24 protein-coding genes are annotated in these 21,629 nt (G+C 71.2%); 12 read left to right on the plus strand and 12 right to left on the minus strand.

Annotated features, from left to right (window positions below; genetic code table 11):
• Positions 1–33 precede the first annotated feature (33 nt).
• The gene (locus tag ACQ0O7_RS13305) at positions 34–999 is read left to right on the plus strand and encodes a stage II sporulation protein M (RefSeq protein ID WP_430782335.1); all 966 of its coding nucleotides are present in this window, start codon (positions 34–36) and stop codon (positions 997–999) included.
• On the opposite strand, the gene ACQ0O7_RS13310 is transcribed toward ACQ0O7_RS13305, so the two are convergent.
• From ACQ0O7_RS13310 to ACQ0O7_RS13330, 5 genes are read right to left on the minus strand one after another with little or no spacing between them, the layout of a single operon-like run.
• Positions 966–2,282, minus strand: a complete 1,317-nt coding sequence (locus ACQ0O7_RS13310) for a DUF58 domain-containing protein (RefSeq protein ID WP_430782336.1) — start codon at positions 2,280–2,282, stop codon at positions 966–968. The two genes, ACQ0O7_RS13305 and ACQ0O7_RS13310, sit on opposite strands and share 34 nt — an antisense overlap.
• Positions 2,282–3,244 carry an AAA family ATPase gene (locus tag ACQ0O7_RS13315; RefSeq protein ID WP_430782337.1) on the minus strand — a complete coding sequence of 321 codons (963 nt, stop codon included), beginning with the start codon at positions 3,242–3,244 and terminating at the stop codon, positions 2,282–2,284. The genes ACQ0O7_RS13310 and ACQ0O7_RS13315 overlap by 1 nt, the downstream gene beginning before the upstream one ends.
• Positions 3,241–4,533 carry a DUF4350 domain-containing protein gene (locus ACQ0O7_RS13320; RefSeq protein WP_430782338.1) on the minus strand — a complete coding sequence of 431 codons (1,293 nt, stop codon included), beginning with the start codon at positions 4,531–4,533 and terminating at the stop codon, positions 3,241–3,243. Before ACQ0O7_RS13320 ends, ACQ0O7_RS13315 begins: the two co-directional genes overlap by 4 nt.
• Positions 4,530–5,093: a DUF4129 domain-containing protein gene (locus ACQ0O7_RS13325; protein ID WP_430782339.1), complete on the minus strand. Its 564-nt coding sequence runs from the start codon at positions 5,091–5,093 to the stop codon at positions 4,530–4,532. The genes ACQ0O7_RS13320 and ACQ0O7_RS13325 overlap by 4 nt, the downstream gene beginning before the upstream one ends.
• Positions 5,090–5,929: a hypothetical protein gene (locus tag ACQ0O7_RS13330; protein WP_430782340.1), complete on the minus strand. Its 840-nt coding sequence runs from the start codon at positions 5,927–5,929 to the stop codon at positions 5,090–5,092. Before ACQ0O7_RS13330 ends, ACQ0O7_RS13325 begins: the two co-directional genes overlap by 4 nt.
• A gap of 42 nt (positions 5,930–5,971) precedes the next feature.
• On the opposite strand from ACQ0O7_RS13330, the gene ACQ0O7_RS13335 reads away from it, so the two are divergent.
• Positions 5,972–6,853, plus strand: coding sequence for a TIGR03560 family F420-dependent LLM class oxidoreductase (locus ACQ0O7_RS13335; protein ID WP_430782341.1), 882 nt, complete (start codon positions 5,972–5,974; stop codon positions 6,851–6,853).
• 489 nt (positions 6,854–7,342) lie between these two features.
• Here the strand turns inward: ACQ0O7_RS13335 and ACQ0O7_RS13340 are convergent, their stop codons facing one another.
• Positions 7,343–9,487, minus strand: a complete 2,145-nt coding sequence (locus tag ACQ0O7_RS13340; RefSeq protein ID WP_430782342.1) for an ATP-binding protein — start codon at positions 9,485–9,487, stop codon at positions 7,343–7,345.
• Between the two features lie 284 nt (positions 9,488–9,771).
• Between ACQ0O7_RS13340 and ACQ0O7_RS13345 the strand changes: the two genes are divergently transcribed.
• From ACQ0O7_RS13345 to ACQ0O7_RS13370, 6 genes are all read left to right on the plus strand, one after another.
• Positions 9,772–10,140, plus strand: a complete 369-nt coding sequence (locus ACQ0O7_RS13345) for a GntR family transcriptional regulator (RefSeq protein WP_430782343.1) — start codon at positions 9,772–9,774, stop codon at positions 10,138–10,140.
• The gene (locus ACQ0O7_RS13350; RefSeq protein WP_430782344.1) at positions 10,137–11,003 is read left to right on the plus strand and encodes an ATP-binding cassette domain-containing protein; all 867 of its coding nucleotides are present in this window, start codon (positions 10,137–10,139) and stop codon (positions 11,001–11,003) included. The genes ACQ0O7_RS13345 and ACQ0O7_RS13350 overlap by 4 nt, the downstream gene beginning before the upstream one ends.
• Positions 11,000–11,692, plus strand: a complete 693-nt coding sequence (locus ACQ0O7_RS13355; RefSeq protein ID WP_430782345.1) for a hypothetical protein — start codon at positions 11,000–11,002, stop codon at positions 11,690–11,692. The genes ACQ0O7_RS13350 and ACQ0O7_RS13355 overlap by 4 nt, the downstream gene beginning before the upstream one ends.
• Positions 11,693–11,739: 47 nt before the next feature.
• A complete protein-coding gene (locus ACQ0O7_RS13360) occupies positions 11,740–12,093 on the plus strand; it encodes a DUF6204 family protein (protein ID WP_430782346.1) in 354 nt (117 codons plus the stop codon).
• A gap of 53 nt (positions 12,094–12,146) precedes the next feature.
• On the plus strand, positions 12,147–12,809 hold the full coding sequence (locus ACQ0O7_RS13365) for a Clp protease N-terminal domain-containing protein (RefSeq protein WP_430782347.1): 663 nt from the start codon (positions 12,147–12,149) through the stop codon (positions 12,807–12,809).
• A 122-nt stretch (positions 12,810–12,931) separates the two neighbouring features.
• Entirely contained in the window at positions 12,932–13,762 is an 831-nt protein-coding gene (locus ACQ0O7_RS13370) for a sigma-70 family RNA polymerase sigma factor (protein ID WP_430782348.1), read from the plus strand.
• Here ACQ0O7_RS13370 and ACQ0O7_RS13375 read toward each other — a convergent pair.
• Positions 13,728–14,267 (minus strand): GNAT family N-acetyltransferase, encoded by a 540-nt coding sequence (locus tag ACQ0O7_RS13375; protein ID WP_430782349.1) that lies wholly within the window; start codon positions 14,265–14,267, stop codon positions 13,728–13,730. The genes ACQ0O7_RS13370 and ACQ0O7_RS13375 overlap by 35 nt on opposite strands.
• 79 nt (positions 14,268–14,346) lie before the next feature.
• On the opposite strand from ACQ0O7_RS13375, the gene ACQ0O7_RS13380 reads away from it, so the two are divergent.
• Positions 14,347–14,790 carry a MarR family winged helix-turn-helix transcriptional regulator gene (locus ACQ0O7_RS13380; protein WP_430782350.1) on the plus strand — a complete coding sequence of 148 codons (444 nt, stop codon included), beginning with the start codon at positions 14,347–14,349 and terminating at the stop codon, positions 14,788–14,790.
• Entirely contained in the window at positions 14,787–15,209 is a 423-nt protein-coding gene (locus ACQ0O7_RS13385) for an organic hydroperoxide resistance protein (RefSeq protein WP_430782351.1), read from the plus strand. Before ACQ0O7_RS13380 ends, ACQ0O7_RS13385 begins: the two co-directional genes overlap by 4 nt.
• A gap of 512 nt (positions 15,210–15,721) precedes the next feature.
• On the opposite strand, the gene ACQ0O7_RS13390 is transcribed toward ACQ0O7_RS13385, so the two are convergent.
• Together ACQ0O7_RS13390 and ACQ0O7_RS13395 are read right to left on the minus strand one after the other, a co-directional pair.
• Positions 15,722–16,024: a hypothetical protein gene (locus ACQ0O7_RS13390; RefSeq protein ID WP_430782352.1), complete on the minus strand. Its 303-nt coding sequence runs from the start codon at positions 16,022–16,024 to the stop codon at positions 15,722–15,724.
• A 265-nt stretch (positions 16,025–16,289) separates the two neighbouring features.
• Complete coding sequence (locus tag ACQ0O7_RS13395) at positions 16,290–16,928, minus strand: class I SAM-dependent methyltransferase (RefSeq protein WP_430782353.1); 639 nt, start codon at positions 16,926–16,928, stop codon at positions 16,290–16,292.
• A 24-nt stretch (positions 16,929–16,952) separates the two neighbouring features.
• On the opposite strand from ACQ0O7_RS13395, the gene ACQ0O7_RS13400 reads away from it, so the two are divergent.
• A complete protein-coding gene (locus ACQ0O7_RS13400) occupies positions 16,953–17,336 on the plus strand; it encodes an Imm32 family immunity protein (RefSeq protein WP_430782354.1) in 384 nt (127 codons plus the stop codon).
• 276 nt (positions 17,337–17,612) lie between these two features.
• A complete protein-coding gene (locus tag ACQ0O7_RS13405) occupies positions 17,613–17,978 on the plus strand; it encodes an antibiotic biosynthesis monooxygenase family protein (protein ID WP_430782355.1) in 366 nt (121 codons plus the stop codon).
• On the opposite strand, the gene ACQ0O7_RS13410 is transcribed toward ACQ0O7_RS13405, so the two are convergent.
• From ACQ0O7_RS13410 to ACQ0O7_RS13420, 3 genes are all read right to left on the minus strand, one after another.
• Positions 17,924–18,880, minus strand: coding sequence for a hypothetical protein (locus ACQ0O7_RS13410; protein WP_430782356.1), 957 nt, complete (start codon positions 18,878–18,880; stop codon positions 17,924–17,926). The two genes, ACQ0O7_RS13405 and ACQ0O7_RS13410, sit on opposite strands and share 55 nt — an antisense overlap.
• Positions 18,881–19,040: 160 nt before the next feature.
• The gene (locus ACQ0O7_RS13415; RefSeq protein WP_430782357.1) at positions 19,041–19,181 is read right to left on the minus strand and encodes a hypothetical protein; all 141 of its coding nucleotides are present in this window, start codon (positions 19,179–19,181) and stop codon (positions 19,041–19,043) included.
• Between the two features lie 24 nt (positions 19,182–19,205).
• Positions 19,206–20,153: a tyrosine-type recombinase/integrase gene (locus ACQ0O7_RS13420; protein WP_430782358.1), complete on the minus strand. Its 948-nt coding sequence runs from the start codon at positions 20,151–20,153 to the stop codon at positions 19,206–19,208.
• Between the last annotated feature and the right edge of the window lie 1,476 nt (positions 20,154–21,629).

The raw sequence follows: 21,629 nt of genomic DNA on the forward strand, positions 1-21,629 counted from the left end.
ACGCCGCATCCTACGGAAATCTAGGATGCGTGCGTGGATCTGGATGCGTACGTCGCTGAGCACGGTGGTGAATGGCGGCGGCTGGAAGCGCTGGTGTCGCGGCGGTGGCTGGCCGCGGACGAGGCCGACGAGCTGGTGCTGCTGTATCAGCGGGCGGCCACCCATCTGTCGATCGTGCGCAGCCGCACCCCGGACGCGGTGGTGCTGGCCGATCTGTCGCGGCTGGTGCTGGCCGGGCGGGCGGCGATCACCCGCGGCAACCGGATGTCGTGGCGGCCGGTCGCCGATTTCTTCGTGACCCGGCTGCCGGCGGCGCTGTACGCGACCCGCTGGTGGTGGCTGACCGTGTCGGTGGTGATGGTGGCCGCCGCGTGGGGCCTGATCGCCTACGTGCTGGAGAACCCGCGGGTGCTGATGGACTACTACGGCGCCCGGCCGGACGAGGCGTCGCTGATCGACGACTTCGTCAACTACTACAGCGAGTACCGGGCGGGCACGTTCTTCAGCCGGGTGTGGGTGAACAACGCGATGATCGCCGCCCAGTGCCTGGCCGCGGGTGTGCTGATCGTGCCGGTGTTCTACCTGCTGGGGCAGAACCTGATCGCGATCGGCATGATGGGCGCGGCGATGTACGAGGCCGGCGCCGGTGACATCTACCTGACCTACATCGCCCCGCACGGTTTCCTGGAGCTGACCGCGATCTTCATCGGTGGCGGGGTGGGTCTGCGGATCGGCTGGTCGTGGATCGCGCCGGGCCCGCTGATGACCCGCCGCGAGTCCCTGGTGCACTGGGCCCGGGAGGGCATGGTGGTGGCGGTCGGGCTGGTGTTCGTGCTGCTGGTGGCCGGGGTGCTGGAGGCGTGGGTGACCCCGTCGGCGCTGCCGCCGGCGGTCCGGATCGGGATCGGCGGCGGCCTGTGGGCGGCGTTCCTGGCCTACGCCCTGATCTGGGGGCGTGTGCGCGGTCAGAGCCGCCCGGACGCCTTCAGCAGCAGGTAGACGTCGGCGACCTTCCCGGCGAAGGCGTCCGCGTCGGCGTCGACCACTGTCGCGCCGGCGTGGGTGAGCACGTCGCGGACCCGGTCGCGTTCGGCCAGCACCCGCTGCGCGGCGGCGCTGCGGTGCACGTCGGCCACCCCCGGCGTGCCGGGCAGCTGGGCGAGCCGGCTGACGAACGGGTCCCGCACCCCGGCGACGATCACCTTGTGCCGGGCGGTCAGCTTCGGCAGCAGCGGCAGCAGCCCGGCGATCATCGGCGCGGTGTCCAGAGCCGTGAAGATCACCAGCAGGGCGCGTTTGCGGTCCCGGCGCAGCATCTCCCGGCCGAGCAGGGTGAAGTCGGTTTCGGCCAGCACCGGTTCCAGCGACGCCATCGCGTCGATCAACCGATTCAGTTTGGTACGTTGCCCGCCGCCCTCCACCCGGGTCCGCACCGTGTCGTCCAGGGCGAGCAGGTCCACCCGGTCGTCCGCCCTGGTGGCCAGCACACTCAGCAGCAGCGCCGCGTCGATCGAGGCGTCCAGCCGTGGCGCCTGACCGATCAGGCCCGCCGAGGTACGGCCGGTGTCCAGCACACAGAACACCCGCCGGTCACGTTCCGGCCGCCAGGTGCGCACCACCACGTCGTGGGCGCGGGCGGTGGCCCGCCAGTCGATCGAGCGCACGTCGTCGCCGATCACGTATTCGCGCAGGTTGTCGAACTCGGTGCCGTGGCCGCGCCCGCGGGTGACCACCGAGCCGTCGACCACCCGCAGCCGGGCCAGTTTCTCCGGCAGGATCCGCCGGGACGGGAACCGGGGCAGCACCCGCAGGTTCCACGGTGGGGTGTGCGCGGTGTTCCAGGACCGGGAGCGTTGCCGGTACGCCAGACCCAACGGTCCCGCCGAGCGCAGCGTGACCCGGACCGCGGGACGGTCACCATGCCTGGTGGGGGTGAGGGTGGTGGTCACCGGCTGTTCGATGCCGGCCCGCAGCAGCAGGGTGTGGAACAACGGCCCGGCCCCGGCCGACGGTACCCAGGTGTCGCGCAGGCTCACCCGTACGGTGCGGGAACCGGTGTTGGCGACGGTGAGGATCACCCGCGCCGAGCCGCCCAGCCAGACCGTGTGATCGCCGTCGCGGCGCAGCCGCAGAGCGGTCAGCGGCCCGGCCATCGCCAGGTCGGCGGCGGCCAGCGCGGCCGCGACCGTCACCACCGCGGCGACCGCCCGCCACGGCTGGGGCAGGAAGATCGGCAACGGCAGGCCGAACGCGAGCAGCAACGCGAAACGGTGGGTGACCATCAGCGGGGGGCCGGCACCGCGGCCAGGACCGAGGCGAGCACACCCTCGACGGTGGCGCCGTCGAGTTCGGCGTCGGCACGCAACCGGACCCGGTGGCGCAGGGTCGGCACGGTGTACGCCTTCACATCGTCGGGCAGCACGTAGTCACGCCCGTGCAGCCACGCGTTGGCCTTCGACACCGCCAGCAGGGCGGTCGCACCACGCGGGGAGGCACCCAGCTCCAGGGCGGGGGCGACCCGGGTGGCCCGGCACAGGTCGACGATGTAGGTCAGGACCGTGTCGGTGACGTCGACGCGCTGGACGGCGTACCGGCCGGCGATCAGGTCGGCGGGCCCGGCGACCGGGCCCACCCCGGCGGCTTTGAGGTCACGCGGGTCGAAGCCGCGGTGGTGGGCGCGCAGGATGTCGAGTTCCTCGTCGCGCTGCGGCAGCGGGACCGACAGTTTGAGCAGGAACCGGTCGAGCTGGGCCTCCGGCAGCGGGTAGGTGCCCTCGTACTCGATCGGGTTCTGGGTGGCGGCGACCAGGAACGGCTGCGGCAGCTGTCGCGGGATGCCGTCCACGGTGACCTGCCGTTCCTCCATCGCCTCCAGCAGCGCGGCCTGGGTCTTCGGCGGGGTCCGGTTGATCTCGTCGGCGAGCAGCAGGTTGGTGAAGACCGGCCCGGCCCGGAAGTTGAACGCCCCGGTGTGCGCGTCGTAGATCAGCGATCCGGTGACGTCGCCGGGCATCAGGTCCGGGGTGAACTGCACCCGCTTGGTGTCCAGGTCCAGCGCGGTGGACAGGGCCCGGATCAGCAGCGTCTTGGCCACCCCCGGCACGCCTTCGAGCAGCACGTGCCCGCCGCACAGCAGCGCGACCAGCACCCCGCCGACCACCGCGTCCTGGCCGACGACGGCTTTGCCGACCTCGGCACGCAGCCGGCCCAGTGCCTCGCGGGCCTGGTGGGAATCGGTGTTCACGACTGCTCTCCTTCACGGGGTGTGGTGACCCTGTCCACCAGGGCCTGCAGCACGATCGCGGCCTCGACCATGTCGGCGTTGCTGCGCGGGGGTTCGCCGTCGAGGATGTCGCGCACGTAGCGCACCGGCAGCCCGGACTTCGCGGCGATGTCCTCGACACCGGCGTCGGCGGGCAGCGCCAGGTGGGTGGTGATCCGGCGGCGGGCGGCCGCGATCAGAATGTCCAGGGACTGCTCGCGGGCGCGTCCACGCTGGTAGAGGCGGGCGTGGCCGAGCATCGTCTCGTTCGCCGGGACCCGGGACGGCAGGGGTTCGGCGGCCGGGGTGCCGAGCCGGCGGGCGGCCGCGGCGGCCAGCGCCAGCAGGATCAGCGCGAGCAGCAGCAGGGTCGCCCACAGGGCCGGCGGGAACGCCTCGAAGAGCGGGTTCTGTTGTGGCCCGGAGGCCTGCCCGGCTCCGTCGGTGGCGCTGGGTGCGGGCCCGTCGCCGGGTTCGGCGTCGCCCTGGCCGGATCCGTCACCGTCACCGTCACCGGTGCCGTTTCCGGTGCCGGGCGGGCCGTCGCCGGTGACGGCCGGTTCGGGGGAGTACGGCGGCGGGGTGGTCGGTTCCGGCCGGTCGCGTTCGTGGACGTCCAGCCACACCACCCGGGGGTGGTCGGACAGCAGGCCGACGGCCAGGGCGGCGTTGCCGTGCTCGGCGATCCGGTCGTCGCGGAACACGTCCGGGGAGCCGACCACGGTCAGCGTGTACGCCCGGTCCACCCGCATCGTCACCAGCGCGCCGGAGTAGCAGATCGAGGCGCCTTCCAGGGGCTGGTAGGCGGTGCGCAGCACGGCGGCCGGCCCGGCGGCGACGGCCAGGTCGTCGGTGCAGGCCGGGCCGGTGACCCGGGTGGTCCAGTGGCTGCCGGCCGTCTCGACCGGCCAGTCGCCGCGGCGCAGGGCGCTGCCGGACGGGTTGACCGCCACCACCCGGGTGTCCTCCGGCAGGCCGCGGATGCTCGACAGGTCGGCCAGGTCCGGGGCGGGCAGGAACAGGGTGGCGCCGGAGCGGGTGCCCTTGATCGCCTCGACGGCGTCCTCGGTGCTGGTCATCCGGTCCACCCGGACGCCGCGGGCGCGCAGGCGTTCGGCCAGGGTGCCGCCGCTGATCTGTTCGACCCGGTCGGGGGTGAGGTATTCCGGGTCGTCGGTGTCCGGGGTTTCGATCGCGTGCACGATCAGGGTGCCGGTGATCAGGACGGTCAGGGCGGCGAACGGGATGGCGGCCCGCATCCAGCGTCTCATCGGCGGTCCTTCTCGCGCTCGCCCAGGGCCTGCTGGACCTCGGTGGTGTAGGCGCGCATCCGTTCGTCCTCGCCGGGGCCGGCCGGCTGGTGGCCGTACCAGACGCCGGAGAACACGCTGGTGGCGGCGGTCATCGCGGGACCGACGCCGGGACGGCCGGTGATGGCGTCGTCGGTGATCTCGGCGGCGGTGGTGCCGGGGTCGGGGTCGATGACGCCGGCGCGGGTGAGGGCGGTGACGGTGTCGCGCAGCCGTTCCCGGATGGCTTCGGCGTAGCGCCCCTCGGCGGCGAGCCGGTCGGCGACGGTGATGGCCGCGGGGGCCACGACCGGCGGTTTCCGGTCCTCTTTCTTCCGGGCTGGAGCTGCCTTCTTGACCTTCTTGTCCTGGCGCGGCTTCCGTTTCCACCGGGGCAGCCTCGGCAACCGGCGGGGGATCCACGCCGGATACCAGTACCAGCCCGCCGCGATCAGAGCGGTCACCACGATCAGGATCAACAGCGTCAACGCCGGCGGTACGACCGCAAACAGCGCCCCGACCAACTCCTCGTACTCCCTCACCGGGTCACCACCAGCGCCTGCTCCGGATCGGCGCCCCGGCTGCGCGCCCGGTTCACCAGGATGTCCAGCCCTTCGGTCCGCACCCGGATCTCGACCAGCACCACCGCGTTCAGGCAGGCCAGTGCGGCGTAGGCGACCGTGTTGGCCAGCGCCCACGCCACCGGCACCGCCCAGCCGACCCAGCCCGAGCCGGGCAGCCCGGAGAACAGGTCCGCCACCGAGATCCAGCCGCTGCCCAGCGCCATCCGCACCACCAGCCAGGTGAAGTAGCCCAGCAGCAGCACACCGAGCCCGCGCATGCCGCCGCGGGCCGCGCGCCCGGCCGCCCGGGCCACCGCCACCAGCGGATTGGCCGGCCGGTCCACCGTCAGGATCGCGGTGGCCAGGGCGGTCATCCCGTACGCCAGCGGCCAGAACACCAGCCCGGCCAGGGCCGCGGTGCCGCAGACCACCCCGGCCAGCACCGCCAGGGGCAGCGCCGGCAGCGGCCGGGCACGCCGCCACAGCGCCCGGTGCCCGGTGTCGCGGCCGAGCAGCGCCGGCCCGGCGGCGGCGCCCGCGTAGGCGGCCAGCAGCGCGATCACGAACGCCTCGACGGCGAACCCCAGCGCCACCACGGTCCACCAGGACGGGTCGGTCAGCCGCGGCGGCCAGTAGTAGTAGGGCGGTTCCATGCCGGCGTAGGCGCGCAGCCCGAACAGCAGCGCCTGCTCCCCGGCGGCCAGCAGCAGGGCGAGCGACAGCAGCGGCAGGGCCCGCTGCCGCAGCAGCGCCACCGCCGAGTCCAGAGTCTCTCCCGCGGTCATCGCCCGCAGGGGAACGATGTTCGCCCGCATCCCGCGCATCCTAGGTCACCGGCCGCGACTAGGTTGAGGCACATGCGTCTCTCGATCTGGCCCGGCAGTACCCAGCCCTTCTCCGGCGTCCTGGAGGCGGCCCGGCACGCCGCCGCAACCGGCTGGGACGGGGTGTGGTTCGCCGACCACTTCATGCCCAACCGGCCGGCCGGGCAGCGCCCCGACGAGCCGATGCTGGAGGCCGGTTCGGTGGTGGCGGCCCTGGCCGCGGCGGTCGACCGGATCAGCGTCGGCACCCTGGTGTACGGCAACACCTACCGTCATCCGGCGGTGGTGGCGAACATGGCCGCCACCGTCGACCAGATCAGCGGCGGCCGGTTCGTCCTCGGTGTCGGCGCGGGCTGGCAGGTCAACGAGCACGAGCAGTACGGTATCGAGCTGCCCCCGGTCAAGGCGCTGCTGGACCGTTTCGAGGAGGCGGTGCAGGTGCTGCACGGCCTGCTGCGCACCCCGACGACCGACTTCGACGGCAGGTACTACCGGCTGACCGGCGCGGTCTGCGAACCCAAGCCGGTGCAGACCCCACTGCCCATCATGATCGGCGCGAAGGGCGAGAAGCGGATGCTGCGCCTGGTCGCCGAGTACGCCGACCAGTGGAACACCTGGGGCCTGCCCGAGGTGATCGCCCACAAGTCGAAGATCCTCGACGACCACTGCGCGGCGATCGGCCGTGATCCGCGCACGATCCGGCGTACCGCGCAGGCCCTGGTCTCGGTAGACGGCCCGGTCCCGGACCACGTGCAGGTCGCGGCCTACGGCGGCGGCATCGACAGGGTGGCCGCGACCATCGACGCCTACCGGGGGATCGGCCTGGACGAACTGATCATCCCGGATCCCCTGCTCGGCACCGGCACGGCCCGCCTGAAGGCGATGGACACGATCCTGTCCCTGGTTCGCCGATAAGCCTGTCCGAATGTGGTCGGCTGATTTCGGGAAAGCGGATTAAGACGGCATTCCCCGAATGTGCCGATGCCAGGTAGTCGCCCGCCATTACCATCCCGCCACTCGCGGTCCGCCCGGGTCCGATCTCTTTTTCCGGTACGGCTACCAGCGCCCGGTTCCCTACACCGCGAGGTGGGCGGCCCGCCCGGACCGCACAGCGGCCGCCGGGCGTGAGCGTCCCGTCACCGATACCGGCCCGGGGGCAGCCGTCAGCAGCATCACCTGGGGCGGTGAGCGGCGCATTCGCCCGGCGGTCGCCGGGCGGTCCGGTGGGACGCGGAGCTTGCGGGGACGAGGCGGGACGGCCCGGTTTCCGTGGGGCTGTGGGGCGTACCGGCGAAGGGGTGAAAAAGACGTCGCCCGGCGGCGGCGAGACCAGCCCGTGTGCCGATTTGTGGCTGGAATCGAGCCGTAAGTCGGCACGCGGGCTGGTCTCGCCGCCGCCGGCGTCTACGTGCGGGCGGAGGCGGCCCAGGCGGCTATCGCGGCCCGGTTGGACAGGGACAGTTTGGCGCCTATGTTGCGGATGTGGGTGTCGACCGTGCGGGCGCTGATCCGCAGCCGCAGCGCTATCTGGGGGCTGGTCAGGCCGTCGGCCACCAGGCCGGCTATCTCGCGTTCGCGGGTGGTCAGGACCGTTCCGGGGGTGGTGGAGGCGCGGCGGGAGACCGGTTCGTTCAGGGCTATGCGGATGGCGTGCTGGTGGCCGTGGCGGCCGGCGGCTGTCTCGCGGTGGGTTTCGGGGGCGCCGAGAATCGCGATGATCCGGGTGCGGGCCCGGTGGTCGGCGTCGGCGAACGGGCGCAGGCCGGCCAGGTCGACGCCGATGCGGGTGCGGCGGGCGGTGCCGGCGCCCAGCAGCCAGGCGGCCCGGCGGGCCTGGGCTGTCGCCGCGGCCGGGTCGGGGAGGGTGGGCAGGCGGGCGGCGATGATCCAGGCGGCCAGTTCGATGCTCCAGGTCTGGCCCCAGTGGTCGTCCAGGGTGCGCTGGGCGCGCAGGCAGCTGTCGAGCAGGTCGGTGGCCTGGTCCAGGCGCCCGGCGCGTAACGCGGCCAGGGCGGCGGTCCACTGGGCCCAGGAGATCGCCCAGGGGGCGCCGGAGGCTGTCGCCTCCTGCAGGTATGCGGTGGTGGCGTCGGCCGGGTCGGCGGCGAAGGCGCTGCCGATGGCCCACATCATGGTGGCCATGTGGCCGTCGCCGCCGGGGGCGTTGCGGGCTGCGGCCAGGGTGGGCAGCACGGCCGGGTCGGCGTCGAGCAGGACGGCCGCGGCGGCTGCGGCGAACGGGGTGCCGCCGGTGGTGGCGAGCAGGTCGCGGGCCACGTCGGGGCGGCCCTGGGTGGCGGCGATCCAGGCGGCGGTGCCGGTGGTGGCGGCCCGGTCGGTGGGGTCGGGGTGGGCCAGGACGCGGTGCAGGCGGGTCAGGGTGAGGTCGAGGAAGCCGTGGAAGAACGGGGTGCGGGTGCGGACCAGGTCGCGGCACAGGGTGCGGGCGGCGCTGATGTGCCCGGTGGCCAGGCTGTGGTCGACGGCGGTGACGATGTCGGGCAGTTCGTGGCGTACGGCGGTCATCACGTCGAGTTCGCGGGGGCCGTACCAGGTGGTGGCGGCGTCGGCGAGGTAGCGCAGGTAGTGGTCGCGGTGCCGGTCGCGGATGGTGGTGGGGTCGTGCAGGTGGCGTAGCCCGTACTCGCGCAGCGTGTCGAGCATGGTGAAGCGGGCCGGGTGGGTGTCGGTGGCGGCGGTGAGCACCGATTTGTCGACCAGGCCGGCGATGGTGTCGGCGGCGTGCGGGTCGCCGGTGACGGCGGCCGCGGCGGCCGCGGTGAAGGGGCCGGCGAAGACGGCGGCGGCGGTCCACAGTCGCTGTTCGGCCGGGGTGCAGCGGTGGTAGCTGAGGTCGACGACCCGGTGCAGTGGGGTGAGCAGGCTGAACCGGTCGCTGGTGCGGTCGATGAGTTCGGGCAGGCTCATGGTGCGGGCGCGGCCGGCGGCGAGTTTGACGGCCAGGGGCAGGCCGTCCAGGTGCCGGCACAGGGTGTGTACGGCGTGCTGGTCGGCCAGGGCGGTGGGGCTGACGCCGGCGGCGGTGGCGAGTTCGGTGAACAGGCGGGCGGCGTCGCCGACGGTGAGCGGGGGTACGGCCACGGTGTGTTCGCCGTCGATGCCCAGGCGCTGGCGGGAGGTGGCCAGGATCCGCAGGCGGGGTGCCCGGCGCAGCAGGTCGGTGACGGCGTCGGCGGCTTCGGTGACGACCTGGTCGCAGGTGTCCAGCAGCAGGACGGTGGGGCGCTGGTCGAGGTGGGCGGCCACCACGTGCGGCCCGGCGGTGCCGTGGTGGTGGATGCCGAGGGTGATGGCGAGGTGTTCCCACAGGTGGGTGGGGTCGTGCAGGCCGGCGAGGTCGGCGATCTCCAGGTGGTCGCCGTGGTCGAGTCCGGCGGCGGTGCGCAGGGCGAGGCGGGTCTTGCCGGTGCCGCCGGGGCCGGTGAGGGTGAGCAGCCGGACGCGGCGGATCAGGCTGGCGGTGGTGGTGAGCAGGTCGTCGCGTCCGAGGAAGGGGCTCAGGTCGAGTGGTAGCCGGTCCCGGGACATCGGGGCACCATACCGTGATCTACGTAGACGCTTCGGTACCGGTCTACGTGTTTGTCCTGATGCGACGGAGGGCTTCGTCGATGCACACTCTCTGCCGGTGTCGCCCGGCCGCCCCCAGGATTCGGCGGGGCGACACCGGCGCCTACCTGGGTTCTGTGCACGGGGGTGAGCCCAGGTAGGCGTCTGTTTCATGGCGATCTGCGCGTTCGTGCGTGCGGGTCGCTTTTTTGTGCCCACTGGTTCTATGGTTAGTTAGTCAACTAATGAACCAAGGGGGTGAGGGAGTGTTCGATGACCGGAGCCCGATCTACCGGCAGATCGCCGACCAGATCAAGGACGACGTGTTCCGCGGCCGGCTGGCCGCCGGGGAGCAGGTGATGTCCACCAACCAGTACGCCGCCTACTACCGCATCAACCCGGCCACCGCCGCCAAGGCGTTCCAGCAGCTCGTCGAGGAGGGCGTGATCTACAAGCGGCGCGGGGTCGGCATGTTCGTCGACGACGGCGCCCCGCAGCGGTTGCGGGAGCAGCGCCGGGAGCGGTTCTTCGCCGAGGTGCTGGAGCCGATGGCGGCCGAGGCGCGGGAGCTGGGCATTCCGGTCGCCGATCTGGTGGCCCGCATTCGTCAACTCGTTCCGGGGGAGGACCGATGATCACCACGACCGGGCTTGAGGTGCGTTACGGCGACGTGACGGCCGTACACAAGCTGGATCTCGAACTGCCGGGTGGCCGGATCTACGGCCTGCTGGGCCGCAACGGCGCCGGCAAGACCTCGCTGCTGTCGGCGCTGGCCGGCTTCCTGAAACCGTCGGCCGGCACGGTCAGCGTGGACTCCCGGGCGGTGTTCGAGAACGCGCGGGCCACCACCGGCATCTGCCTGATCCGCGAGGACGGCGGCCTCGGTGACCCGACCGACAAGCTGCGTGACGTCCTGGACATGGCCGCGACGCTGCGCCCGGGTTTCGACTCCGGCTACGCCGCCCGCCTGATGGACCGCTTCGCGCTGCCGCCGAAACGGGCCCTCAGCGGCCTGTCGCGGGGCCAGCGGTCGGCGTTCGGGGTGGTGGTGGGGCTGGCGTCGCGGGCGCCGCTGACCATGTTCGACGAGGCGCACCTGGGCATGGACGCCCCGACCCGGCGGCTGTTCGCCGACGAGCTGCTGGCCGACTACCTGGCCCATCCGCGCACGTTCATCCTGTCCACCCATCTGATCGAGGAGCAGAGCCCGCTGTTGGAGCAGGTGCTGATCCTGCACGAGGGCCGGCTGCTGCTGCACGAGGACCTCGACGAGCTGCGCACCCGCGGGGTGTCGGTGACCGGCCCGGAGAAGGTGGTCGACGACTTCGTGTTCGGGCTGACCGTGCTCGGCGAGCGCCGGCTGGGCCCGACCAAGGAGGTCACCGTCTACGGCGGCCTCGACGACGAGCACCGGCAGCTGGCCCGGCGCTACGGCCTGGAGCTGGGCCCGGTGCCGGTGCAGGACCTGTTCATCCACTTGACCGGAGGTGTGCCGTGACCCGCTGGCCGATCGCCCGCTACCTGTTCGTCAACCACACCACGTTCCTGATGGCCTGCCTGGCCGGGCTGTACGTGCTCGGCGCGATCGCGATCGGGGTGGCCGCCACGCTGACCACGGTGCGCATCAGTGTCGTCGACATCGGCGGGCAGGTTCTGCACTGGCTGGCCCTGGGCTACGGGTTCAGCGCGGCGTCGCTGCTGTCCACGATGATCGTGCACGGCCGCACGCGCCGGGAGTTCCTGGTGCAGCATCCGGTGTTCCAGGTGGTCACCGCCGGTCTGCTGGCGGCGCTGGTGACCGGGGTGTACGCCGCCGAGGCCGCCGTCTACCGGGCGGCCGGCTGGCGGTGGAAGCTGCAGGAGCAGCACGTGTTCGAGTCCGGCGACCATCTGATGATCTTCGTGGCGTACTGGAGCATGCTCGCGCTGAGTCTGATGATCGGGGCGTACGTCGGGTCGGCGTTCTTCCGCGGTGACGGCGCGATCGCGGTGTCGTTGCTGGCCGCCCCGGTGCTGGTGCTGGCCGGTGGTGCGGTCAACGGGTTCTTCACGCTGCCGTTCGCCCGTCTGGAGCTGGACAGTGCCGCGGCGGTGGCCGGGCTGAGCGTGCCGTTGTTCGCGGTCGCCTGGGCGCTGCTGTGGGTGACCGTCCGGGACGTGCCGCTGCGGGCCAGGGTGCCGGCGTGAGCCCTTATTCGGTCGACCGGCCGGGGCCCGGCTCGGATACTGGCGCGATGAGCACCAGCCGCACGATCCGTGTCACCGTCCGCGGGTCCTTCGACAACCTGTCCGACGCCCAGAAGGCGGAGCTGATCGCCGCCGGTGACCAGCACGCCGACATCCTCTCCGTGCAGTACACCGCCGAGGGGCACCTGACCTACGACCTGGCGGCGCGCCCGTTCTTCACCTTCCGGTTCGGTGAGACGGTCGACGACGAGCGGGAGGTGCCGCAGGTGACGGCCCGGGCGGAGGCGAAGGCGGCGGCGTGGATGACCGGCCGGGGGTACGCCTTCAAGAAGCTCACCTCGCAGACGGTCGACCTGTCGGAGGTCCCTCTCGGCAAACGAGGACGCAAACTCCAAGGCTGATCTGGTCAACCCTAGGTTGACGGCATCTCGACCGTCAACCTAGGGTTGACGCCATGACGCAGCCGCCGATCCGCCTCGACGACCTCATCCACACCATCACCGCCGGCCGCCCGGACAGCCCTCTGGACGCCCTGTCCGACGCCGTCGTGCTCAGCGACCACCTCGGCGAACTCGCCGACCACCTGATCGGCCACTTCGTCGACCAGGCCCGCCGCTCCGGCGCCTCCTGGACCGAGATCGGCCGCAGCATGGGCGTCAGCAAACAGGCCGCCCAGAAACGCTCGGTGCCCGCCGACGACCCGTCCAAGGGCTTCGAGCGCTACACCCCCCTGGCCCGCGCCGCCGTGGTCGCCGCGATGGCCCACGCCGCCCGGCTGCGCCACGCCGAGATCAGCCCCGCCCACCTGGTGCTGGGCCTGCTCGACCAGCTCGACGGTCTGGCCGTGCGGGCCGCGCTCGCCCAGGGCCACACCGTCGAACAGCTGCGCGAGCGGGTCACCCCGCCGGCCGGGGAGGCCGAGCCGCGCCCGCTGATCCCGTTCGACGGCCCGGCCAAGAAGGCCCTGGAGCTGACCTTCCGGGAGGCGCTGCGGCTGGGCCACGACCGGGTCGGCACCGGGCACGTGCTGCTCGCGATCCTGGAGCAGGGCGGCACCCTGGAGCTGGACAAGGCCGCCGCCGAGCAGACCGTGGTCACCGGGCCGCCGGAGGCGTGAGCCCCGACTTGAGAGAAAATTCGCGGTGCAACCAACCAGCAACCGAGAGTGCCCACCGGTTGCACCCGTAGCCGCGAAAAGTTCCCCCTGCCAGCCGGTCAGCCGACGCAGGGGGAACCGATATGACCAGCACCACCGTCCTCGAAGACCTCATCCGCGACAACATGGCGCTGGTCGGTCACATGGTTCGCGAGACGCTGTTCAAAGTGCCCCCGCATGTGCATCGTGATGATCTGGCCTCGGCCGGGTACGCCGCTCTGGTGACCGCGGCCCGGGCCTTCGACCCCGAGCGCGGCATCCCGTTCGGCCGCTTCGCCGCGGTCCGGGTGCGCGGCGCGCTGCTGGACGAACTGCGCTCCATGGACTGGGCGTCGCGCTCGGTGCGGGCCCGGGCCCGGCGCGCCGACGTGGCCCGTGAGGAGCTGACCCGGCAGCTGGGCCGCACCCCGACCGCCGACGAGCTGGCCGAGCTGCTCGGGGTCGCGGTCGGCGAGCTGGCCAGCGTCGACGACGACGTGCAGCGGGCGGCGGTGCTGTCGCTGCAGGGTTTCACCGCCGGCACGGCCGAGGACATGGTCACCGAGACCGACCTGAACCCGGAGGAGATGCTGCTGCACCGCGAGCGCCTGGGCTATCTGCACGACGCGGTCACCGTGCTGCCGGAGCGGCTGCGGTTCGTGGTGGAGGCCTCGTTCCTGCGGGAGCGCCCGCTGTCGGAGGTGGCCGCGGATCTGGGGGTCACCGAGTCGCGGGTGTCGCAGCTGCGCACCGAGGCCCTGGCGCTGCTGCGGGACGGGCTGAACACCCACATGGAGCAGCGGCGGGCCCCGGTGGCCAGGGACGGTTGTGTGTCGCGGCGGCGGGCGGCCTACACCGCGCAGATCGCCGAGCGCAGCACGATGGCGTCGCGGCTGGCGGTCACCGACGTCCGGGGTGAGCGCCTGGCCGCGTAGGTCCTCCCACCTCCCGCAGGTAGACGTCCTCGATGCCGTCCTCGGGATCCCACTGCTCACCGATCTTGCGGAAGCCGAACCGGGCGACCACCTTGCGGCTGCCGGTGTTGTCGGGCCGCACGCTGGCCCGGACCGCGGTCACCCTCGGATCGGCGTCGGCGCGGGCGAGCAGCCCGGCCAGGATCGCGGTGGCGTAGCCGCGCAGCCGGAACTCGGGCGCCACCGTGTAGCCGACCTCGACCACCCCGTTCTCGTCCGGGGGACCGTGGAATCCGCCGTGGCCGACGATCACCCCTTCGGGTTCGGCTATCACCGCGCGGGCGATCCAGTCGGCGGCCTCCGGGTCGCGGCCGATGTCGGCCAGGCGTACCTCCCACAGCCAGCGCTCGTCGACCAGGAACGAGCTGAGCGGATACCCCGCGGCGGCGCTGGCGGCGTCCAGATCGCCGTCGACGAGCGCGGCCAGGGCGGCGGGGGAGAGCGGGAGAAAGCGGATGGTCGCCATGGCCGCATGATCACACACAGTGGTGATCCACGGCACCAAACGGTTGTGCACAATCAAATTGGGCACTACTGTTCTGGTCGTGAGAGAGAGCACCGCACTGGACCAGATGATCTGCTTCCAGCTCTACGCGGCCAGTCGCGCGATGACCTCGCTCTACCGGCCACACCTCGACCCCCACGGCCTCACCTACCCCCAATACCTCGTCCTACGCATCCTCTGGCACGACGGCCCCACCACGATCCGTGACCTCGGCCGCACCCTCAAACTCGACTCCGGCACCCTCAGCCCCCTGCTGAAACGCCTCGAAAACCAGGGCCACATCGACCGCCGCCGCGCCACCCACGACGAACGCACCGTCTGGATCCACCCCACCGCGTCCGGCCGCCACCTGCAGACCGCCATCGGCGACCTCAGCCGCGAACTCGTCTGCGCCACCGGCCTCACCGTCGACGAACTCACCCAACTGCACACCCTGCTGCACCGCGCCCGCGGCGCAAACACCCCTCCGGAAGGAACCCCATGACCGACGCCCTCTACACCGCATCCGCCACCGCCACCGGCGAAGGCCGCCAGGGCCACGTCCGCTCCAGCGACGGCGTCCTCGACTTCGACCTCGCCATCCCCAAGGAGATGGGCGGCCCCGGCGGCGCCCTCACCAACCCCGAGCAACTGTTCGCCGCCGGCTACGCCGCCTGCTTCCACAGCGCCCTCAAGCGCGTCGCCTCCACCCAGAAGATCACCCTCACCGACACCGCCATCACCGTCGACGTCGGCATCGGCCCGCTGCCCACCGGCGGCTTCGGCCTCTCCGTCACCATCGAGGCCGAACTGCCCGGCCTGGACGAGACCACCGCCAAGGCCGTCCTGGACGCCGCCCACCAGCTCTGCCCCTACTCCAACGCCACCCGCGGCAACATCGACGTCCAGCTCAACCTCGCCTGAGAACGCACTCTCCAACAGCGGCCCGGGACCTCAGGTCCCGGGCCGCTCGGTATTCTGCCGAGACCCAAATCACCGCAGAAGGACCGATGAGCCACTTTCCCACCGCACCACTGCCGACCTGGCCCACCGACACCCTCACCGAACAGATCACCGCCTGGATCGACTCACCCGCCCTCACCACCCTCGTACACACCTTCGGCGGCACCATCCCCGACGCCGACCTCGGCACCCGCCTCACCTGGCTCCTCGACTTCTCCGCCATCTGGGACTACCGCGCCGGCAACGAACGCTTCGCCGCCCGCTACCAGACCTACGACGACCACACCCACAACGTGGTACGGGAGACAACCACCGCCCTCGGACTCGCCGGCCCCGACACCCACCGCCCCGTGCACAGCGACCACCTGCTCATCCTCGGCGGCGGCCGGATCACCGGACGCGCCCGCGCCCTGCACGCCACCACCCAGCCCCGCCCCCGCCGATCCATCGTCGGCCTCGGCAGCCTGCGCGTCCTACCCCCGGACCCGCGACACCCCGGCGAACACACCGAAGGCGACATCATGCTCGCCGCCCTCACCGAAGCCTTCCCACCCGACGGCCCCATCGACACCCGCACCGACGGCCACACCTGGTGGGTCCGCACCTACACCAGCCACACCCTGCCCGTCCACGTCATCGCCGCCCCACCCACCCGACCCGGACAGCGCGCCAACACCGCCGACACCCTGCACGGCTGGACCGACCTCGTACACCGCCCCACCAGCGACGAACACCTGCTGCTCGTCACCACCGACCTGTACCGCCCCTTCCAGCACGCCGACGCCATCACCACCCTCGGCCTACCCCTCAACTGCGCCATCACCACCACCGGCTTCGACACCGCCACCTTCCCCCACTGGCCCGACGGCCCCGCCCGACCCGGCGAACTCCTCCAGGAGACCCGCTCCGCCATCACCTCCCTGCACCGCCTGCACCAGCACACCCAAACCAAAACCGTGTGGTGGGGGNCGAATCGCGCCGGAAGTCACCACACGGGCCGGGCCCACCTTCGCGGACCGCACCGCAAACCGGCACCCCGGATCAGCGGTTGGCGAACACGAACGCACCCTCCACCGCCGGCTCCGGACGGTGCCACAACTCCGCCTCCACCGAGAAACCCGCCTCCCGCAACCACTGCGACACCCGCGCCACCGGCCGCCGGTGCACCACCACATTCATCGGATGACCGCCATACCCCTCGGTCTTCACCCGGCTGCCGTCCCCGGCATGAAAACCCACCAACAACGCCCCACCCGGCCGCAACACCCGCCGGAACTCCGCCAGCACCCCCGGCACCTCCCCATCCGGCACATGAATCAGCGAAAACCACGCCAACACCCCCGCCACCGACCCGTCCGCCAGATCCAGCCCGGTCATCGACCCCACCTCGAACCGGATCCCCGGATGCTCCCGCCGCGCCACCGCCACCATCCCCGGCGACACATCCACCCCGAACACCTCCACACCCCGCTCCCGCAGAAACCCACTGATCCGCCCCGGACCACACCCCACATCCGCCACCGGACCCGCCGGCCGCGACCGCAACACCTCCACGAACAACCCCAGAATGCCCCGCTGAAACGCGTCCCCCGCCAGAGCGTCCCGCAACATGTCGGCATAACTGACCGCAACCGTGTCGTACGAGACCCGGGTGTCCCGCACCCAATCAGGAACGCTCATGCCGCGCACCCTAGCCTCCACACCATGAACCCGGTGCACGACGCCCACCTGTGCCGCCTGTCGATCTGGGACACCGAACGCCAGATCGCCGGCCCACCCCACGCCCTGCGCGCCCTGGCCACCCACCTGCGAACCGGAACCGCCCCCATCGCGATCACCGGCGGCACCATCGACCAGCAGATCACCGACGGACCCCTGCTCATCCGCGCCCACGGCACCGACCACCTGCGCGTCTCCGGCCACCCGGACCACCTGCGGCTGCTCTGGGACGCCCTCACCGGCACCGCCGACGACGCCGACACCACCCCACCGGCAGGCGTCAACCGGCACACCCACATCGAGTACTACGGCGACCCCTGGACCTCACCGGACACCGAACCCCTCGCCGTCGTCGCCGACTGGCCTTGACCTCAACCCCGATTCAGCTCGCACCATCACCGGTATGACAACCACCGTCATCGGCAGCGCCCTCACCGCACCACCCCGCGCGCCCTCGGCACCACCCGCCACGTCGGCGAACAGCCCGAAACCGCCTCCACCTGGGAACTCGCCCTCGACGGACTCTGGCACGACGCCCCACTCGGCCCCCTGCACACCGCCTCACCACCCGGCACCGGCCTCGAACTCAACGCAAGTTGAGATCGCCGCATGCCGGAAAGCCACCCGACGACAGGGGACACACCGATGAGCACGGACACCGGCTTCTACTCGATCATCGACTACACGGTCGACGGCCACACCACCCAACACGAACTGGTAGCCGCCTTCGCAGAGATCCAGGAACACTGGGTACGTTTCCACCCCGGCTATCGATCAGCACGCTTCCACCTGAGCACCGACGGCACCCGGATGTACAACATCGTGAGCTGGGCCAGCGAAGCCGACTACCGCAACTTCGTGGCCTCCTCGGACACCGAGGGCCGCATGGCCGCCATCAACGCCGCGCTGCAAGGCCTGTCCGGTCACGCCGAGGCCCGCATGGACGGCGCACCCACCTACACCGTCGCCCGTGAGGTCGGCCCCGGACCACGGCCACCCCGAAGCCGGTGACAGCCCCACCCCAGCAACGCCACCACGAACACCGCGCCCACCACGTCACTGAGGACCATCAACCAGACAGGCGCCGGATCGTACGGCGGGGACAGGAACGCACCACCGGCCGCCGCCACCAAACCCGCACCCCACGCCGCCAGCACATGCGCCTCCGACCGCGCCCACCGCACCACCAACGCCACCACCAGCAGCAACGTCACCAACCGCAGACCCATCCCCAGCCACTGAGTGCCGAAGAACCACGAACCCACCTGCGCCGACAACACCACACCACCCAGCACCAGCGGCCCGGGACCCGACACCGCACGCGGGGGAGAGGGCCGCCAGAACACCGCCGCCACGACCAACACCACCACCGCCACCAGCACGAACACCACCTGCACGGGGGAGGGCGTGAACGACATGTCCGACCGGATCAGCAGACTGCCCGCCACATACGACACCACGAACAACCCGGCCGTACTCCCGGACAACCACGGCGCCCGCCGCACCTCCGGACGCGTGCACGCCTCCACCACCGCGATCGGCGCACACACACTCAACCACACGTGATTGCCGACGAAATCCCACAACTGCTCGACACTGAACCCCAACACCGGCACCGACGTCGCCCGCGCCGCCACCCCCTGCTCGGCGAACTGCGTCCCGGCCAGCGCCTCCCGATCGAACAGCGCCATGTCCACCAGGCCGGCCTGCACCAGCCCGAACGCCGCCGCCAGCAGCACCATCGACGGCCAGCCACCACCACGACGGCGCGCCACCTCCCGGATCAGCACCGCGACACTGCCGTACAGCGGGCCCAGGAACACCACCGCCACCGGATAGCCGGCGACCGTGAAACCACCCCACACACACTCGGCGCACCACGTCGCCAGCAGCCACAACGCCACGATTCGCATGCGTCGAGCCTGCCGGGGGCACGAACCGGCCCTCTAGCTACTTCGGTCGATGACCGCCGGTCCGGGAGTATCGCATCCGCCCGGCGGCCGCGTCACGGTCCCGGCCCGCGCACCACCTCGCGCGGACGAAACGGGAGGCTACGTCAACCTCGTACCGAAATCAGTCGTCGTCTTCGTCCTCATCGTCGTCCTCCGTCTTGCCGCCCGGGCAACCGGTCAGTGTCAGCAACGTCGCGGCCCCACCGGCCACCAGCAGGATCCGCCCGAGCAGCGACCGCCGGCTGAAGGTCTCCTCAGTCATGCCCCGCAGTCTGGCAGACCACCGTCACCCCAACTCGCTCAACACCCTATTTGTCCGATTAGCCTGAACCGCCGCGCGCTGCTGCTCCGCCGTCACCTCGATGTACGACTGCGACGTCGCCAGCGATGCGTGCCCCAGCAGGCGCATGATCTCCGACGCGTTCGCACCGTCCTCCGCCAGCCGCGTCGCGAACGTGTGCCGCAACGCGTGCAACTGCGCACCCCGGGGCACCCGGTCACCGATCCCCGCCCGCCGGTAACAGGAACTCACCAGATACTGCAGACCACCCCGCCGCAACGCCTCACCCCGCCGATCCACCAGCAGGGGAGCGGTCGACCCCACCCGCCCGAACCGCGCCCGCCGCGACTCCAGATAACGCCCCACCGCCGCGTCCAGACCGTTCTCGATCGGCACCACCCGCGGCCGCCCACCCTTCCCGGCCACCTCCACACGCCGCTCACCGTCACGGCCGTTCACCGAACCCACCCGCAGCGCCAACATCTCCGACAGCCGCAACCCCGCACACAACGCCAGCGCCAGCACCGCCACATCCCGCTCCGGCCAGGGGTCACGCTGCGTGTCGTCCTTGCGGCTCACCGCCCGCAACAACTCCTCCGGGGTCTCCTCGCCGCGCAACGGCTTCGGAATCAGCGCCGTCGGCTTCGGCTTGTCCACCGCCGACATCGGATTGCCCGGAATCACCTGCTCGGTCACCAGAAACGTGAAAAAGGCATTCCACGACGACCAGGCGCGGGAGATCGACGCGGGGGAGCGGGAGGCGGCAAAACGGGCGAAAGCCGACCGCAGGACGCGAGGGGAGAGGTCACTCACGGTGGTCGGGGCGGGTTCCAGTTGAGCGAGGACAAGACGAAGATCGCGTTTGTACGCGTCCAGAGTGTGCACCGAGGGCTTCCGCGTCGCCCGGGCCGCCAGGAACTCGTCGATCAGCTCAGCGATTGCCACATGCTGCATAAGGCATATTATGCAGCAAATATCAGCGTTTGTGCTGGTCCAGCCTAGTCATGCATCGCGTGTTGTGATGATTGATGCCGTTTTCGCCGGTTATCCGAGCCCGGAAACGCCTCCCGAAACCCTCACCGGCCCCTCGCGTGGGGACAGAATCCGCCCGGCCAGGCCCTGCCGCGCGGGGAAGCGGGGGTGCTGCCCGGCGGGGCAGGGCATGTGGTGATTTCCGGCCCGCTACGCCGCTGTCGGCGCTCTTGTGGCGGGACGGCCTCCGCATTCCGGGCAAAGCCGGCTCGGCATTTCTCGTGTGCCGCACTGCGGCGCGGATTGCGCCGGACCGCGGCACGTCTGTCGCGTTCTCTGATTGTGTGGCGCGTTGTGGTCCGTTTCGCGCTGCAGCGCGGCACACGATTGCAGCCTGGCGCGGTGCGGCGTCCTGGCGGTCTCGCTGCAGCTTCGCGCTCACGGTCGGTCACCGGGAGCGTTGACGGAGCGGTTTCGGGGGCTTGCGGGGAGTGTGGCGGGGACCCCTCTCGGCGGCTAGTTGACATAATATAGATTATCGACCTGGAAAATTTCGTGTCGGAGCGCTTGGGGCGGTCGTCTGCTGGGCCGGCGCATCCGGCACCAGGAACAGCAAGAAACGAGAGGCCGCAGCGGTCGACTTCTCCCGGGGTGCGGTGCCGGTGGGCTGGGCGTGTTCGCGCTGAGTGCCACACGGCTCCGTCCCGGTTCCTGATCATGCCGTTGGCGGTTTCTGTCAGCGCGGCCGTGGACGGCGTCGAATGCCCCTTCCCCGCCGGGTGCCACTCTCACCGTCACGGGCATGGGCCGCTGCAGCTGATCGAGGGTGCGTGGGCGGCGAGCCCGCACTGACGCGGCTTCTTCGCAACGTCAGCCCGCCTGCTCACGGCTTGGCCCGCCTGCTCACGGCTACTCCCCTGCGCGAGCGTCCGGATGATTGCCCGATATCGGCTGTCTTGCCACTAATTTGAGCCACTTCGTCGATAGCCCGATTCCTCGCTGTCGAGCCCTCGCATTTTGGCTCCCCAACCCCGGGCGATGTTGGTCGCTTTTTCACCGATTAGAGCCTCGTTGCTGGCTGTCGGCCCCGCTCCCGGTCGATCCTCAGCGCGAGTGTCCGCTCCGGACCTGCTCCTGGCCGATCTTGGCGGACTTCCTACCGGAAAAGAGTCCTGTTCTCGGCCGCCTGATCACTTGCGATCAATCCCTTGCGCGGGCGACTCGCTCATCGGCGATCTTGGTGGATTTACCACCGGAAACGGTGGTAAATCCACCAAGATCGGCCAGGGTTGAGCTGGAAGGTGGAGCTTGAAGGCGGACGCTCGCGCGAGGAATTGCCCGCGAGCGGGCCGGCAGGTGAGAAGAAGGTTCGAAAAGGTGGTAGATCGTCCAAGATCGCGGCTGGGTGAGTCGTCCGCGTGGACACCTGACCGCGTGCGATCAGGACACCGACGCGAT

The organism is Actinoplanes sp. G11-F43, from assembly GCF_050589265.1.
In the GTDB taxonomy this organism is placed as follows: domain Bacteria; phylum Actinomycetota; class Actinomycetes; order Mycobacteriales; family Micromonosporaceae; genus Actinoplanes.

Bases quoted from the DNA above. Each gene is read 5' to 3' on its own strand.
- ACQ0O7_RS13310 (WP_430782336.1), bottom strand. From the start codon at position 2,282: ATGGTCACCCACCGTTTCGCGTTGCTGCTCGCGTTCGGCCTGCCGTTG.
- ACQ0O7_RS13320 (WP_430782338.1), bottom strand. From the start codon at position 4,533: ATGAGACGCTGGATGCGGGCCGCCATCCCGTTCGCCGCCCTGACCGTC.
- ACQ0O7_RS13330 (WP_430782340.1), bottom strand. From the start codon at position 5,929: ATGCGGGCGAACATCGTTCCCCTGCGGGCGATGACCGCGGGAGAGACT.
- ACQ0O7_RS13335 (WP_430782341.1), top strand. From the start codon at position 5,972: ATGCGTCTCTCGATCTGGCCCGGCAGTACCCAGCCCTTCTCCGGCGTC.
- ACQ0O7_RS13340 (WP_430782342.1), bottom strand. From the start codon at position 9,487: ATGTCCCGGGACCGGCTACCACTCGACCTGAGCCCCTTCCTCGGACGC.
- ACQ0O7_RS13350 (WP_430782344.1), top strand. From the start codon at position 10,137: ATGATCACCACGACCGGGCTTGAGGTGCGTTACGGCGACGTGACGGCC.
- ACQ0O7_RS13360 (WP_430782346.1), top strand. From the start codon at position 11,740: ATGAGCACCAGCCGCACGATCCGTGTCACCGTCCGCGGGTCCTTCGAC.
- ACQ0O7_RS13365 (WP_430782347.1), top strand. From the start codon at position 12,147: ATGACGCAGCCGCCGATCCGCCTCGACGACCTCATCCACACCATCACC.
- ACQ0O7_RS13370 (WP_430782348.1), top strand. From the start codon at position 12,932: ATGACCAGCACCACCGTCCTCGAAGACCTCATCCGCGACAACATGGCG.
- ACQ0O7_RS13375 (WP_430782349.1), bottom strand. From the start codon at position 14,267: ATGGCGACCATCCGCTTTCTCCCGCTCTCCCCCGCCGCCCTGGCCGCG.
- ACQ0O7_RS13385 (WP_430782351.1), top strand. From the start codon at position 14,787: ATGACCGACGCCCTCTACACCGCATCCGCCACCGCCACCGGCGAAGGC.
- ACQ0O7_RS13395 (WP_430782353.1), bottom strand. From the start codon at position 16,928: ATGAGCGTTCCTGATTGGGTGCGGGACACCCGGGTCTCGTACGACACG.
- ACQ0O7_RS13400 (WP_430782354.1), top strand. From the start codon at position 16,953: ATGAACCCGGTGCACGACGCCCACCTGTGCCGCCTGTCGATCTGGGAC.
- ACQ0O7_RS13405 (WP_430782355.1), top strand. From the start codon at position 17,613: ATGAGCACGGACACCGGCTTCTACTCGATCATCGACTACACGGTCGAC.
- ACQ0O7_RS13410 (WP_430782356.1), bottom strand. From the start codon at position 18,880: ATGCGAATCGTGGCGTTGTGGCTGCTGGCGACGTGGTGCGCCGAGTGT.
- ACQ0O7_RS13415 (WP_430782357.1), bottom strand. From the start codon at position 19,181: ATGACTGAGGAGACCTTCAGCCGGCGGTCGCTGCTCGGGCGGATCCTG.
- ACQ0O7_RS13420 (WP_430782358.1), bottom strand. From the start codon at position 20,153: ATGCAGCATGTGGCAATCGCTGAGCTGATCGACGAGTTCCTGGCGGCC.